General features: G+C 39.3%; 13 protein-coding genes. 4 read left to right on the plus strand and 9 right to left on the minus strand.

Features of this window, described 5'->3' with window-relative positions:
• Positions 1-302: 302 nt before the first annotated feature.
• The 5 genes from TOL5_RS17375 to ppx all read right to left on the minus strand — a co-directional run bounded on the left by TOL5_RS17375 (position 303) and on the right by ppx (position 5,493).
• Positions 303-872 (minus strand): YggT family protein, encoded by a 570-nt coding sequence (locus TOL5_RS17375; protein WP_004827896.1) that lies wholly within the window; start codon positions 870-872, stop codon positions 303-305.
• Positions 873-897: 25 nt separating this feature from the next.
• Positions 898-1,728 carry a pyrroline-5-carboxylate reductase gene (gene proC / locus TOL5_RS17380; protein WP_121774815.1) on the minus strand — a complete coding sequence of 277 codons (831 nt, stop codon included), beginning with the start codon at positions 1,726-1,728 and terminating at the stop codon, positions 898-900.
• A complete protein-coding gene (tilS, locus tag TOL5_RS17385) occupies positions 1,725-3,104 on the minus strand; it encodes a tRNA lysidine(34) synthetase TilS (protein WP_221260544.1) in 1,380 nt (459 codons plus the stop codon). The genes proC and tilS overlap by 4 nt, the downstream gene beginning before the upstream one ends.
• Positions 3,041-3,865 (minus strand): acetyl-CoA carboxylase carboxyltransferase subunit alpha, encoded by an 825-nt coding sequence (locus tag TOL5_RS17390; protein ID WP_004827891.1) that lies wholly within the window; start codon positions 3,863-3,865, stop codon positions 3,041-3,043. The genes tilS and TOL5_RS17390 overlap by 64 nt, the downstream gene beginning before the upstream one ends.
• Positions 3,866-3,972: 107 nt before the next feature.
• Positions 3,973-5,493 carry an exopolyphosphatase gene (gene ppx, locus TOL5_RS17395; protein ID WP_005030896.1) on the minus strand — a complete coding sequence of 507 codons (1,521 nt, stop codon included), beginning with the start codon at positions 5,491-5,493 and terminating at the stop codon, positions 3,973-3,975.
• A 293-nt stretch (positions 5,494-5,786) separates the two neighbouring features.
• Between ppx and trxA the strand changes: the two genes are divergently transcribed.
• The 3 genes from trxA (at position 5,787) to TOL5_RS17410 (ending at position 8,380) form a co-directional block, all read left to right on the plus strand.
• Positions 5,787-6,113, plus strand: a complete 327-nt coding sequence (trxA, locus tag TOL5_RS17400; RefSeq protein ID WP_004827886.1) for a thioredoxin — start codon at positions 5,787-5,789, stop codon at positions 6,111-6,113.
• Between the two features lie 344 nt (positions 6,114-6,457).
• Entirely contained in the window at positions 6,458-7,726 is a 1,269-nt protein-coding gene (rho, locus tag TOL5_RS17405) for a transcription termination factor Rho (RefSeq protein WP_004827884.1), read from the plus strand.
• A gap of 381 nt (positions 7,727-8,107) precedes the next feature.
• Positions 8,108-8,380 (plus strand): hypothetical protein, encoded by a 273-nt coding sequence (locus TOL5_RS17410; protein WP_005030898.1) that lies wholly within the window; start codon positions 8,108-8,110, stop codon positions 8,378-8,380.
• A 683-nt stretch (positions 8,381-9,063) separates the two neighbouring features.
• Here the strand turns inward: TOL5_RS17410 and TOL5_RS17415 are convergent.
• The 3 genes from TOL5_RS17415 to pheS form a co-directional block, all read right to left on the minus strand.
• On the minus strand, positions 9,064-9,360 hold the full coding sequence (locus TOL5_RS17415; protein WP_004827881.1) for an integration host factor subunit alpha: 297 nt from the start codon (positions 9,358-9,360) through the stop codon (positions 9,064-9,066).
• A complete protein-coding gene (gene pheT, locus TOL5_RS17420; protein ID WP_151960062.1) occupies positions 9,357-11,738 on the minus strand; it encodes a phenylalanine--tRNA ligase subunit beta in 2,382 nt (793 codons plus the stop codon). Before pheT ends, TOL5_RS17415 begins: the two co-directional genes overlap by 4 nt.
• 128 nt (positions 11,739-11,866) lie before the next feature.
• On the minus strand, positions 11,867-12,847 hold the full coding sequence (pheS, locus tag TOL5_RS17425) for a phenylalanine--tRNA ligase subunit alpha (RefSeq protein ID WP_004827876.1): 981 nt from the start codon (positions 12,845-12,847) through the stop codon (positions 11,867-11,869).
• 217 nt (positions 12,848-13,064) lie between these two features.
• Between pheS and TOL5_RS17430 the strand changes: the two genes are divergently transcribed.
• Complete coding sequence (locus TOL5_RS17430; RefSeq protein ID WP_058967339.1) at positions 13,065-14,102, plus strand: hypothetical protein; 1,038 nt, start codon at positions 13,065-13,067, stop codon at positions 14,100-14,102.
• Positions 14,103-14,146: 44 nt separating this feature from the next.
• Here the strand turns inward: TOL5_RS17430 and TOL5_RS17435 are convergent, their stop codons facing one another.
• On the minus strand, positions 14,147-14,695 hold the full coding sequence (locus TOL5_RS17435; RefSeq protein WP_058967338.1) for an NADAR family protein: 549 nt from the start codon (positions 14,693-14,695) through the stop codon (positions 14,147-14,149).
• Between the last annotated feature and the right edge of the window lie 5 nt (positions 14,696-14,700).

Below are 14,700 nucleotides of genomic sequence, written 5' to 3' on the forward strand. Positions count from 1 at the left end.
CTTTGTTTGCAGCGCAAGAAAGCGACTAAATAAAAATTAGTTGAGCAAAGTGAAACACCACCTACACAAAACGATTTAAACTTTAGATGAAAGGTTTGGCAATGCAGGCATTAGCTCATTCAAAAATGCATTTATCACATTGATTTTACAATATAATTTTTTCAACAGAGTGGCGATAGATTTAAATTAAATTCACAATTAAAAAAAGACATCCATAACCTATAAAAAAACCGAGTTGGTTATACAACTCGGTTTTAAATAAAAGATCATCAATTTATTTGACGCTAAAAGGATATTGCCTATTAAAGACCAGTTAGTAGCGCAATTGCGGCATATTCCATGACTTTTTCAGCAATGATCAATGCCAAGATAGCCAAAATAGGAGAAAGATCAATCATCCCCATATTCGGCATAATTCGACGGAACGGCGCCAATAATGGCTCAGCCAACTCTTGAATCACTTCAATATAAGGCGATCTTGATTGAGTAAACATCACCACCCAACTCAAAATAATCGTCGCAAAAATTAAATAACGACAAAAGCGAATCAAGTCCTGAATCATGGTCACAAAAGTGAGAATAATTAGGTGTACAGGACTATTTGGCATTGCACCTTGCAAATACATCATGCCAAAGATTTTGAGTAGATATAACACCACCACTAAAACCAAAGCAGCAGTATTGACACGCCCTTTCGCCATCGTCGGAAAAATTCGGCTAAATAGATCTACAATCTTGGTTGCTTTGACTGTCGACATCACCACAGGGTTGTATGGACTGACCATCGCCAATTGCATTAAAAAACGAAAGAATACGAGCAAAATCGCTACGTTAATAATAATGCCAAAAATTTGCGCAGAATTTGCACCCATACTTGAACGTTCCTAAAATCAAAAATTATTTAATACTGTCGCTTAATTCTTGAGCCAATTCCTGACTACGCTTTTGCGCAGCAGCCAAAGCTGTTTGAATATTTTGAGAGATTTGAGCGCGATCAAATACTTCTAAAGCCGCTTGAGTTGTCCCATTAGGGGAAGTTACATTTTTACGTAAATCAGATGGAGCGCTTGAACTGGTAATTGCCATTTGTGCTGCGCCCAATGCGGTTTGCAAAGTCAATGCCGTTGCCACCTTTTCATCCAACCCCATATTTTTACCAGCACGAATCATACTTTCCATCATGTAAAAGAAATATGCAGGACCTGAACCCGAAACTGCGGTTACAGCATCAATCTGTGCCTCTGAATTTACCCAAAGGGTTAAACCAGTTGCCGCAAGAACCTGCGTGGTCAATTCACGGTCTTTTGCACTCACTTCTGGATTGGCATAGATGCCATGTGCACCAGTTTGAACCAATGCAGGAGTATTCGGCATTACACGGACAATTCGCTCACTGCCCGTCAAATCTGAAATCGTTTTAATTTCAGCACCTGCAACAATAGAGATCAGCAATTTATCATCAAGTAAACCTTTCAAGGGCTTAAGCACGCTCCCTAAAACTTGAGGTTTTACTGCAAATACGACAATATCTGCATGTTTAATCGCTTCCATATTGTCTTCAGTAACATGGACATCTTTTTCTTGTAACAACAGTCGAATTTTTTCAAAGGGATCAGAAACTGTAATACGTGTAGCAGGTAAGCCACGACTCAATAAGCCACCAATTAGGGCTTGAGCCATATTCCCACCACCAATGAAAGTAATATTACAATTTAAAGCTGCACTCATGAATCACACTCGACCTTAGTTTTTATCTCAGAGATTAAATTTGGTTGCCAACCACCGATTTCACAGTATTCAGACTGTGCCAACCAAAAACCATTTGGTGTAAACACCCCAAGCATAACATTATCTACACTTAATATTTGAATTGTATGACGCATCCAAGGAAAAATATGTGCTTCTTGAATCGCCTTTTTTAAAGGCCAAGCGCCTATTCTGCCATAAAGATGAATTTTTTCACCACCTAAACGTGGTTTCAATGTCAGCTTCTGATTAAATAATGCAAAAGACAGACCTATTTTAGAGTGTTCAATTTGAAATACACCAGATGTGAATTGTAGTTGCTGATGAAGTTGAAATTGATATGTTTGCTCGGGAACTTGCTGTTTCGATTGAGCTGCTAAATAGTGTTGCTGTTCAACGCGATATAAATGATTTTGGTAACGCAAGTAATAGAAATGATTCCAATGTAATGCTGCTTGTGAATCTGTTTTAGAGTCAATCACTTCATCCTGTAGGCGCTGCACCATTTCAAAAGCAGGTCGATAGGTGTCCCGTCCCTTCATCCATGTAGATAGAAGTTGGCGCTGTCTTGCCAATGACAATTGCTTGAGTTTTGTTAAATCAAGCTTTTCTTCATTTCCACAGAAATCAAGATCTTGTTGTAGCACTTCATTGAGAATTTCATTGGCATCTTGCATCAAATAACTGGTGCGCGCCAACGCTTGTTGCATTTTGGGGTAACGGCTTTGCAAAATATGCCAAAGTTCATGTCTACACCACGCACGATCATACTGGGTATCTAGATTAGTCGGATCATTGACATAGGCAATCTGTAACTGTTGCACCCATTGGCAAATCTGCTCACGTGAGATATCCAACAAGGGTCGCCAAATGGTCAGTTGTTCGCGCTGATCTTTTGATTTCATCGCAGACAATCCAGCAACACCTGCACCTGATAATAGGCGTAAAATCAGGGTTTCAGCTTGATCTTGTTGATGATGGGCGAGCACCAATACTTCGTCGGTTTTTATATGTTGAAGGTAAGCATCGTAACGGGCTTGGCGTGCTTGATTTTCAAGATTGCCTTCTGCAACTTGAACATTTTGAATAATATAAGGAATCTGTAAGATGGTACATTGTTGAGCAACAAAATCAGCCCATTCATCACTGGCTGTTTGTAGCTGATGATTAACGTATATTGCACGAACGTGATGAGGGAAAAACTGCACCATCAAATGCAGCAATAACATGGAATCCATGCCACCACTGCATCCGATGAGGAAGTGCGTATTTTCAGCAAATTGAGCGTGTTGTTTTAAGAAGCGAGACCTAAATTGTCGCTGCCAAACTTCATTAAACGTTGATAACGTGCTTCGCATCGATCTTCCGCAGTCATAGGCTGTAATTCATCAAGCGCTTGTTTTAACACATCTTTGAGTTTTTCCATAACCTCAAATGGTTGCAAATGTGCTCCCTCGCCTTCATCGACAACATATTCAACTACACCTAACTCTTTGAGTTTGTCTGCCGTAAGTGCAAGTGCCTCACTGGCTTGTTCCGCTTTGTCCGCTGTTTTCCATAAAATAGAAGCGCAGCCTTCTGGTGAAATCACTGAATAAATACTATGAGAAAGCATAACCACACGATCTGCCACACCAATTCCCAAAGCCCCACCAGAACCGCCTTCACCTAAAACTGTTGCAATAACAGGAACTTTTAAGCTTGAAAGTTGAGCAAGACTGGTTGCAATCGCTTCTGCTTGACCACGTTCTTCAGCACCAATGCCTGGGTATGCCCCCATCGTATCAATAAATGTGAATACTGGAAGATTAAAACGTTCTGCCATATCCAGCAAACGCTGTGACTTACGATAGCCTTCTGGGTTACACATCCCAAAGTTATGCTGTAATTTTTCACGGGTACTACGACCACGATGCTGACCAACGACCATGACAGGCTGACCATTAAAACGCGCCAATCCGCCAACCATTGCACCATCATCACCATAAAGACGATCGCCATGTAAGGTATCGAATTCAGTAAAAATTTCGCCTACATAATCCAAAAATTGCGGGCGTTCAGGATGACGTGCAATTTGAACCGTTTTCCAAGCTTTAGATTGAGCAGCTTTATTTTTCATAAGTCGAGTATTATCCCTAATTCACCGATGCCTCACACATCGGAAGTTCAGGATCAAGTGCTATTGAATGGTTTATACAATTCATTCAATCAACACAAGACCTTTAGTTAATCGATAAACTGTTCCGACTGAATATTCAATTCAATGTCCCAATGCTTAAATTGCACTTGCTCATCATGCAAATCTGCAACCAGTAAAGGCCATTGCTTGGCATCGCCAGAAACGCTGAGTTGCCATTGTTGCGCATTATCCACTGTCAATTCAATGGCAGGAAGCATCTCATCACTGCGACTGTGATTGAGTAAAACAGCGAGACGGAGGAGCAAACATAGGTGTAGTAGCTTGTTTCCACCTACTTTTAGCACATCAAGTTTGGCATCGGTACGTAATTTACGACGATGGTGAGCGACCAAATGTGACAAATGATTCTGATCAATTTGTGAGAAACCAGGAATGTCGGAATGCTGTAAGAGATAAGCACTGTGTTTTTGATAACCACTATGACTAATCGCCAAACCAATTTCATGTAAATAAGCTGCGCGACGCAATAGATCACTATCATCACTATTTAAATGTAAGGTATTTGCTACACCATTAAAGAGATGTTGTGCTGTTTCAACCACACGTTCAGCTTGTTTGGCATCTGCACCATAACGCCCCACCATCGCTTGCACACTACGGTCTCGAATATCTTCATGTTGAAAACGCCCAAGCAAGTCATACATGACGCCTTCTCGTAATGCACCATCAGAGTAAACCAGCTTATCGATATTCAGTACTTCAAAAACAGCATAGAGAATCGCAATACCCGCAGGTAAAACAGCACGACGATCTTCTTTTAATCCATCAAACTCCATATCGGAGATATGTTTAAATTTTAAAAGTTTGTCTTTTAATTTTTCTAAACCTTCTCGAGTTAAATTCTCTTGTTCATCACTCCATCCCATATTGACAGCAATTTGACGACACGCTTTGATTGTTCCACTCGAACCCACCACAGTGTCCCATCCAGCTGCCTTATATGTATTGGCAATAGAAGATAGTTCTTTACGTGCAGCAACGACTGCTTTTTCAAAAGCTTTACTGTTGATATCACCTTCAGGGAAATAGGCTTTTGTGAATGCCACACACCCCATTTGTAAAGATTCAGTATGAATTGGCTCAAATTCTTCACCAATAATTAATTCTGTAGAACCACCACCAATATCAATCACCAGACGGCGCCCACTATTGACCATGGTATGAGAAACGCCTAAATAAATTAAACGTGCTTCCTCTCGTCCTGCAATGATTTCAATCGGTTTAGGTAGGATTTCAGCTGCTTTTTGAATGAATTCATGCCCATTTTTTGCTTGACGCAAAGCGTTCGTCGCAACAATACGTAAACGATTCGGTTGCACTGAACTCAGTCTACCTACAAAACGTGCCAAACAGGCTAAACCACGTTGTTGCGCTGCTTCAGTTAAGTTTTTATTCTCGTCCAATCCAGCAGCAAGCTGAACTTTTTCTGACATCGAAGCAACTTTTTTAACTTCACCATGATCCACTCGAGCAATTGCTAAATGGAAACTATTCGACCCCATATCGATGGCAGCAAGTAATTCTTCATCAATCAAAAAATCAGACATTATTTATACAAACTCATACTGAATTGTTGCTTAGATTAATTCACATGCACGCTTTTTAAAAGCCATTTATTTAGACAATTTGATGAGTCATTATTTTTTCAGCATATATGACAATTATATGACAATTAGATTGAGTTTTCTAAGGAACCGATTGTAAATATCGTGAGCATCAATTGGACATTCTCACAAATAAGAATGAAAATTTAAACATTCCCCTACATTGTTAAAGATGTCTATGTAATACTTAGCTTCATAGATTGATTCATCTTTAAAATATTTTTGGAGCAAAATCCATGTCTGGCAATATCGTAAACACAACTGATGACAACTTCGCAGCAGACGTTCTTGAATCTGATATTCCTGTAATTGTAGATTTCTGGGCAGGTTGGTGTGCACCATGTAAAGCGATTGCACCTGTTCTTGAAGTACTTTCTACAGAATTTGAAGGCAAAGTAAAGATTGTTAAAGTGGATGTGACGGCATGCGAAGCAACTGCGGTTAACTATAATATCCGTAACATTCCAGCATTATTGATGTTTAAAAATGGTGAAGTGGTTGCTCAACAAATCGGTGCGGTGCCAAAATCTAAACTGACTGCTTTCATCGAAGAAAATATTTAATTTGCTGAATTTATAGATTATTTGTATAAATCTGCAAAAACAAAAAATACGCTTGATTTTCTGGCGTATTTTTTTTCGACTATAATTTGACAAACTTGTTGATCTCACTTATATTTCATGCTCAAGGAACATAAGGATTCTCTGCCTGTTTCTTAAAGGACAACACATAAGATCGCCGTTCGGCAACAGAAATTGTTTTACATATTTCTCCTCGAAAGAACTACATAGACTCTGAGTTTGTTTTTGTGTCTATACAACATCAACTCACCTATTGCACTGTTGGCGACTTTTGCTTCTTTTCTCTTTATCTGTGTTCCACACATCCTTATTCAATCTGACCATTTATGAATTTAACTGAACTCAAGAAAAAACCGATTGGCGAACTCATTAAAATTGCTGAGTTTATGGGCCTTGAAGGAATGGCTCGTAACCGTAAGCAAGACATCATTTTTGCCATCCTAAAGCGCCATGCAATGAATGGTGAAGAAATCTTTGGTGATGGTGTTCTTGAAATTTTGTCTGATGGTTTCGGCTTTCTACGCTCGGCTGCAGGTTCTTATCTTGCAGGTCCTGATGACATTTATGTTAGCCCATCACAAATCCGTCGTTTCAACCTACGCACAGGTGATACGATTACGGGAACGATTCGCCCACCCAAAGAAGGTGAACGTTACTTTGCATTATTAAAAGTTAATCAAATTAACTATGACACACCTGAAAATTCACGTAATAAAATCTTATTCGAAAACCTAACCCCATTGTTTCCAACTGAGCAATTGGTAATGGAACTAGGAAATGGTTCAACGGAAGATTTAACAGCACGTGTTGTTGACTTGGTTGCTCCTATTGGTAAAGGTCAACGTTCAATTATTGTTGCACCGCCTAAAGCGGGTAAAACAATGTTGTTACAGAACATTGCTCAATCCATTGTCCGTAATAACCCTGAATGTTTCCTTATCGTTCTCTTAATTGATGAACGTCCAGAGGAAGTGACTGAAATGGAACGTACTGTTCGTGGCGAGGTTGTTGCATCAACATTTGATGAATCTCCAGCACGCCATGTACAAGTTGCCGAAATGGTGATTGAAAAAGCCAAACGTCTTGTTGAACATAAGAAAGATGTGGTGATTCTACTAGATTCAATCACGCGTTTAGCACGTGCTTACAACACTGTTGTACCGTCATCAGGCAAAGTATTGACCGGTGGTGTAGATGCACATGCACTTGAACGCCCGAAACGTTTCTTTGGTGCTGCACGTAACATTGAAGAAGGCGGTTCACTGACAATCATTTCAACTGCATTGATTGAAACAGGCAGTAAAATGGATGAAGTGATCTACGAAGAATTCAAAGGTACGGGTAACCAAGAGATTACCTTGGATCGTCGTATTGCTGAAAAACGTGTCTTCCCTGCCATGAATATCAAGAAATCAGGTACTCGTCGTGAAGAACGCCTCATGAGTGAAGAAAACTTACGCAAAGTTTGGATTTTACGTAAGCTTCTCCACCCAATGGATGAGTTAGCGGCGATGGAATTCCTTTTAGATCGTATGAAAGAAACCAAAACCAATGACGATTTCTTCGATCAAATGAAGCGTAAAGCTGCCAACTGATTGGTATGAAAAGTCAAAAAAGGTCACTGATATAGTGACCTTTTTTTTGGTTGACAGAATTTACATAAATATACAATTGCTGATTTTTGGCGTAACAGCATTTTGCAAATAATTGAATATAAAAATCATTCTCGCATATTTTTTATATTTTTTAATAACTTAATTATCAATAATCCAATCTAAAAGTGCGAATTAATTGTAATTAACTGTTAAAAAAGCATCATTTTTTCATCAATTTGGTCAGTTTTTTTCATCTAGACAGTAGCAATTCAAAATGCGCAGTGATAGCATATTCGCATACCAGTTAGACTGCTCATGCAAAAAGCAAAAAACAGGCTAACTTGGGTTTTTTGTCTCAATTAATTTTATGAGAGTGATGCCATGTTATTCAAAAAAATCGCTATTGCTGCTGCAGTTGCTACTACTTTAGCTTTCGTTGGTTGTGCTAAAAAAACTGAAGAAGCTGCTGCTGACGCAAACGCTGCTGCTTCTCAAGCTGTAGAAGCTGCTTCTGAAGCTACTGCTGCTGTTGACGCTGCTGCTGCTTCTGCAACTGACGCTGCTGCTACTGCTGCTGCAGACGCTACTGCTGCTGCTTCTGACGCTACTGCTGCTGCTGCTGACGCTTCAGCTGCTGCTTCAGCTGCTCAATAATAATCGCTTAGATTATTATCAAAAAAAGAGAACCTTTGGTTCTCTTTTTTTTGCTTTCAAATCAATGATTATCCTCAAATCTTTGAACTGATTCGAAACACATGCCCTAATTTATCGAATAAATATATTCAGCCAATTTAGAACGCCCCGCTTCGATTCAATACTGTCAAGATGCTATATTGAAATACACTCAAGTGATGAATCCTCCATCTCACTTTTAATCCTTAAAAACGAACATTATTTTTATAATCAAAGCCGCAGACTATTCATACCAATAATTTGATATCAATCATTTATAGTCAATGATCTTTATACTTTGAGACAAAGGATTAAAAGATCTGCCAATTCATTTATTTTGGCTAGGATCATACTTTTAAATCATAGACCATCTTTCCATCGTGAAGCCACATGGACGCCATATGTTGGCTAAAGATATATGAGCAAAAACAAAATACTACTTTGTTTACGCAAGAATGCGGTTAAACAAGAAACGGGTTAAGTAATGAGCGTTATTGCCTACGGAAAACCATTTAAACTTTAGGGCTAAAGCCTGGCGGTGAAAGCTTTATATCATCAAACAATATATTGATCACGTTGAATTTATTTTTAAGGTCTCGTATGCGTAAATAATAAAAAACCCCAAGCAAAATGGCTTGGGGTTTTTACAAAATCAAGTGGGTTGATTAACCTTCTTGTTCTGTGCCTACACGTTGTCTAAACTTCTGTCCTGCGCGGAACGTAACAACTCGACGTGCCGAAATTGGAATTTCTTCGCCAGTTTTTGGGTTTCGACCTGGACGTTGACGTTTGTCACGTAGTTCAAAATTACCAAAACCTGAAAGTTTAACTTGTTCGCCCGCAATTAATGCTTGGCTAATTTCGTCAAAGAACAACTCGACCATTTGTTTTGCTTCACGACGGTTTAAACTCGTAAGCTCACTTAAATGATCAGCCATTTCTGCTTTTGTTAATGCTGTCATGAGGCCCTCAATGTCGCTTGGTAAGTGCTTTCTAACACTTGAATGATATGATCCATACCGGATTTAATTTCAGCATCTTCAAGTGTACGTGATGGATGTTGCCATAACAATGCAAATGCCAAAGAGCGCTTACCTTGCTCAACACCTTGCCCTGTATACACATCGAATAACCATGTAGAGTCTAAAAGCTCCCCACCGGTTTTTTCAATAAGTTGCTGAATTTCACTGACATTAATCTTATCACTAATTACAAGCGCAATATCACGTCTAACCGACGGAAATCGTGATAATTCTGTAAAATTAGATACATAAGTTTGCAAAACAGCCGATTGATCAAGTTCGGCAACCCAAGTCGTGCTCAAATCCAGTGCATTTTCTAAAGATGGATGTAAACGTCCCAAATAACCAACCGATTTTCCATCTATTAAAACCTCTGCTGACTGACCTGGATGTAACCATTCACGCTCAGAACGCACATATTCAACTTGAACCCGTCCAGCAGCTAAAACTTCTTCAACCTCTCCTTTGAAGTCAAAGAAATCCATTGCTTGAGCTTTTCCATGCCATGATTCAGCATGTTTTGAGCCCACCGCAATCATTGCCAAAGTTGGAATCTGATTTAAGTCATCAATAGTTTGAGCATTTTGATAATCAAAACGTAAACCTAACTCAAAGAAACGCACACGACTTTGTTGGCGGTTAATATTGTATTGAACACAAGGAATTAAGCTTGAAAGCAAAGTAGAACGCATTACAGCCAAATCACTTGAAATTGGATTTGCCAATGCCAATGGATTAACTTGAGAATTTAATTGCTTCTCAAGCTTTAAATCAGCAAAGCTAAAACTGATTGCTTCTTGATAACCCAAAGTCACCAGTGTTTGACGTAATTGTGGCAATTCAAACTGATCTTGATGTTTAGCAAGTTTGACATCAATCACAGGCAAACTAATTTGGATATTGTCATAACCATGAATACGAGCAACTTCTTCAATTAAGTCTTGATAAATTGCCATATCATAGCGATGTGATGGCGGTACAACAGTCCACTCACCTTCAGCTTTGACTGTTACAACACAACCTAAACGTTGAAGCGCATCAGTAATAAATGCTGATTCAACAGAATAACCAAGTAATTGATCAACTTGTGCTTGAGTTAATTCAATGGCTTCACGTTTAGGTAAAAGCGCGGTACGTTCAGCCACAGTGATTGGACCAAATTCACCACCCGCTAAACTCTGAATCAATTGTGATGCTCGATGCATCGCGATCATTGGCAATTCAAAATCCACACCACGTTCATAGCGTTGAGAAGCATCAGTATGTAAGCCATAACGGCGCGCACGACCTGCAATATGCAATGGTGCAAAGAACGCAGACTCAAGAAAGATCTCTGTCGTTGCATCTGTTACAGAAGAAGATAATCCCCCCATAATCCCTGCAATAGCGAGCGCTTTAGCATCATCAGCAATGACCATAACATCTTCAGTCAATTCGATTTCTTGCTCATTTAATAAAACAAGTTTTTCATTTGCTGTTGCTTGGCGTACATGGACTGAACCTTGAACTTGACCACCATCAAAAGCATGTAATGGTTGCCCCAACTCCATCAGTACATAGTTGGTAATATCCACCAAAATACTGTGTTGACGAATCCCTGAACGAGCCAAAGCCTGCTCCATCCATTCAGGGGTCGCTGCTTTGGTATTTACATTTTTTATAACACGACCTAAATAACGTGGACATCCATCAGTGCTTACATGGACTTGTTTTTGATCTGCAATGGTTGCAGCCACTTCTGTAATTTCAGGCGCTGTCACTGGAAGTTGATTAATTACACCAATTTCACGTGCTACACCACGAATACTAAAACAGTCTCCACGGTTCGGGGTAATACTGATATCAATGACATGGTCATCCAGATTTAAATATTCGCGGATGTTTACACCAACCGGTGCATCATCAGGAAGCTCTAAAAGCCCATCAATTTTATCTTCAAGATCAATTTCCGAAGCACCACATAGCATCCCTTGTGATTCAACGCCACGTAGCTTACCTTTCTTGATTTTAAAATCACCAGGAAGTACTGCACCAATTGTCGCAACCGGTGCTTTCATACCAACACGTACATTCGGTGCACCACATACGATTTGTAGAGGTTCTCCTGAACCAATGTTTACAGTGGTTACACGTAAACGATCTGCATCAGGATGTTGAATGACCGTTAAAACTTCCCCCACCACAACACCAGTAAAGTGTTTAGCGGCTGGTACAAGCTCATCAACTTCAAGTCCCAACATCGTGAGTTGGTCAGATAAAGTATCACTATCAATTGCTGGGTTAACCCATGTGCGAAGCCAATTTTCGCTAATTTTCATTTCTAAAACCTATATTCAATATTTATGAATTCCTCTCTAACTCCCTTTGAAAATTGGGAGAACCCTTCGTCTTTTGTCTAGGACATTCCCTCTTTGTTTAGAAGAGGTTAGGGAGAGGTATAAATTTGTTAAGCAAATTGGCGTAAAAAACGCACATCGTTTTGATAGAACATACGCAAATCGTTAATGCCATAACGTAACATTGCAAAACGCTCTACCCCCAAACCAAAAGCAAAACCTTTATATTTTTCAGGATCAATACCCGCGGCTTGCAATACATTAGGATGCACCATTCCACACCCCAAAACTTCTAACCAGCGACCACGCTCATCCATAATATCCACTTCCGCACTTGGCTCAGTGAACGGGAAATATGAAGGACGGAAACGAACTTTTAAGTCTTTTTCAAAAAACTCGTTCAACAAGTTAATCAACAAGCCTTTTAATTCAGCAAAACTGGTGTTTTCAGCAACGTACAGACCTTCGATTTGATGAAACATAGGTGAATGCGTTTGGTCAGAGTCACAACGATAAACACGACCAGGACATACAATACGAATCGGAGGTTGATTGTTTTCCATAGTACGGACTTGCACACCTGAAGTATGCGTACGCAACAAATGATTGGCATCAAAATAAAAAGTATCATGCATTGCACGTGCAGGATGGTGCCCTGGAATATTGAGTGCTTCAAAGTTGTGATAGTCATCTTCAACTTCTGGACCTGTTGCAACAGTAAAGCCAGCTTTGGTAAAGAATTGGCAAATACGTTCCTGAACTTGAGTAACAGGATGAATACTGCCTACAACCTGTCCACGACCAGGCAAGGTAATATCAATGGTTTCACTTGCAAGCTTTTGTTCTAGCGCTGCTTTTTGTAATTCATCTTGGCGCTCAGTCAATGCTGTAGAGATAGCTTCACGCACAGCATGAATTGCTGCACCCTGAACTTTACGTTCTTCAGGGTCCATTTTACCCAGTGCCTTAGATTGTTCCGCAAGCTGGCTTTTTTTCCCTGTAAATTGCACTCGTACTTGATCGAGTGTTGCAAGGTCTTGAGCTGCTGCAATCGCAGCGAGCGCTTCAGTGGTCAGGGCTTCCAGTGACATAGTAACTCTCAAAGCAATATTTTAGAAAAATAATATAACTGCATATTCTAACAGTTTTTATGCAGTTGGATGAAGTTTCCTCCTGACGAAAAATACGATTAGTCACAACTAATTCTCGATAATTTGTATATTTCCCTGTGCGAATACTGTTGAAACGCTAGAACTCTGATTTATAAACGGTATAAAATAAATCCAATGTCGCTGAGATCTATAAAAAATGGCACTTGATCAAATCTGGAAACGTCAACTTGCACTCGTCACTTATGGCAATCAATATCTGACCCAAGAAATTAGTTTTTCTCGTTGGGTCAATCATGCCATTTTTAATCACCACGCGTTTGGCTTTCGAGATTTAACCACCCAACATCTTCTAGCACAACACTTTCAAATTTGGCTTGAAGGTCTAAAAAAGCAAGGGGTAAATCGCATCAGTTTACATAGCTCAAGTCTTTTGAATGATGAGCAGAACCCCAATGCCAATGTTGAGTTATTGGCGATTCCTCATTTTATTGTCAGTCACGAATCTCAAAAGAAAACCGCTTGGATTTTTGGTAAAGAATTACCAGAATGGTATAGCGCTGACAATGACTATGAGGCACCAGAACAACAACGTCCAAATATTCGAACAGAAATATTTTGGCGTTATGATCTTAATGCGAAACTCATTAAGCGTATTGAACAAGATCTTGTGACCCCAAATTGGGATGATATTCAGGTTTATACAGACAATGAATTATTTGATAGCCAATATGCCAAAGGTTTTCCTGAACCAATCAACAAAGACTTACCTTATTATGGCTTAAATAGTAGTGAATATATTTCGGATAATAGTAGTCTTAAACTTGCCCTTATTCCTAGCGATGATCAAGCAGATTATGCCAATGAAACACTGTATCGTTTCGATGCGCTCGAAGAATTTATTTCGGCAAAAATAAAACACCCCTATGATGAGAGTGAACAAAGTCTGAGCCCAGAACAACAAATGAATTTGCGTCACTTCTTGCAAAAGATTGAGGATTTAAAAGCAAAATTTATTGTCAAAGTTGCCAATCATTATCAATCTGCGCGTTTAACCCCGAAAGCTATTGCATCTCCATTTGACAATGTTGAGGATATAAAGACAGACAAACGCCAATCGTTTAGTTCTCATCCATCCCATACACAGCAAGAGCACAAACCAGCAAAGACAGGCGTTTTTGCTTTAATTATCGTGACTATTCTTATCTGTCTGGCTGCTTATTATTTTGGACTATAAGGCTTAACATCCAAATAAAAACCTGTACTCATGAGAAAGTAACCCTAAAGTTGCTTTCTCACATCCATCAATGCGAACCCTAATAAATTTAAACCTTTCCATTTCAGTGGGTTGATCGCATCTGCATGATCAGCAGCTAGTCCAATCCCCCAAATCTGATCTACAGGTGAAGCCTCAACAATGATTTGCTCAGAGGTACTCAACAAAAATTGTTGGAGATGGTTGTTTTGGGAAAACTTTGCCAGATTTCCTTGAACCACAATCTCATAACGATGCGCAATCCAAATTTGATCTTGATAATTTTTGACCTGACGACCTAATGCTTTTATTTTCTTCGGATCATCAGTGTGAAGAATTTGCTGAAAAATATTTTCATCTTTAAATAGTTTAGCTTTCTGCGCCATCATGAACTGTTCGGTATTTTGATAATCCACACCATCAATTTCAAATTTTGCAGGATACCATTGGCTTAAACAGCTCTTGTCTATCTTTTCTGGTGTCTTTTGACGATGCCCCCAAAAACACAAATAACTATATTTTTGTCCACGCTTTATATGTTCTTGTAAAGTTGTTAATAACTGAGAATCACTCATGTAAT

The sequence above is a fragment of the Acinetobacter sp. Tol 5 genome, from assembly GCF_019702905.1.
Classification (GTDB): domain Bacteria; phylum Pseudomonadota; class Gammaproteobacteria; order Pseudomonadales; family Moraxellaceae; genus Acinetobacter; species Acinetobacter bereziniae.

Excerpts from the sequence above, each read along its gene's own strand:
- TOL5_RS17430 (WP_058967339.1), top strand. The coding sequence starts at position 13,065 with ATGGCACTTGATCAAATCTGGAAACGTCAACTTGCACTCGTCACTTAT.
- pheT (WP_151960062.1), bottom strand. The coding sequence starts at position 11,738 with ATGAAAATTAGCGAAAATTGGCTTCGCACATGGGTTAACCCAGCAATT.
- TOL5_RS17415 (WP_004827881.1), bottom strand. The coding sequence starts at position 9,360 with ATGACAGCATTAACAAAAGCAGAAATGGCTGATCATTTAAGTGAGCTT.
- pheS (WP_004827876.1), bottom strand. The coding sequence starts at position 12,847 with ATGTCACTGGAAGCCCTGACCACTGAAGCGCTCGCTGCGATTGCAGCA.
- trxA (WP_004827886.1), top strand. The coding sequence starts at position 5,787 with ATGTCTGGCAATATCGTAAACACAACTGATGACAACTTCGCAGCAGAC.
- proC (WP_121774815.1), bottom strand. The coding sequence starts at position 1,728 with ATGAGTGCAGCTTTAAATTGTAATATTACTTTCATTGGTGGTGGGAAT.
- TOL5_RS17410 (WP_005030898.1), top strand. The coding sequence starts at position 8,108 with ATGTTATTCAAAAAAATCGCTATTGCTGCTGCAGTTGCTACTACTTTA.
- tilS (WP_221260544.1), bottom strand. The coding sequence starts at position 3,104 with ATGCGAAGCACGTTATCAACGTTTAATGAAGTTTGGCAGCGACAATTT.
- ppx (WP_005030896.1), bottom strand. The coding sequence starts at position 5,493 with ATGTCTGATTTTTTGATTGATGAAGAATTACTTGCTGCCATCGATATG.
- rho (WP_004827884.1), top strand. The coding sequence starts at position 6,458 with ATGAATTTAACTGAACTCAAGAAAAAACCGATTGGCGAACTCATTAAA.
- TOL5_RS17390 (WP_004827891.1), bottom strand. The coding sequence starts at position 3,865 with ATGAAAAATAAAGCTGCTCAATCTAAAGCTTGGAAAACGGTTCAAATT.
- TOL5_RS17375 (WP_004827896.1), bottom strand. The coding sequence starts at position 872 with ATGGGTGCAAATTCTGCGCAAATTTTTGGCATTATTATTAACGTAGCG.
- TOL5_RS17435 (WP_058967338.1), bottom strand. The coding sequence starts at position 14,695 with ATGAGTGATTCTCAGTTATTAACAACTTTACAAGAACATATAAAGCGT.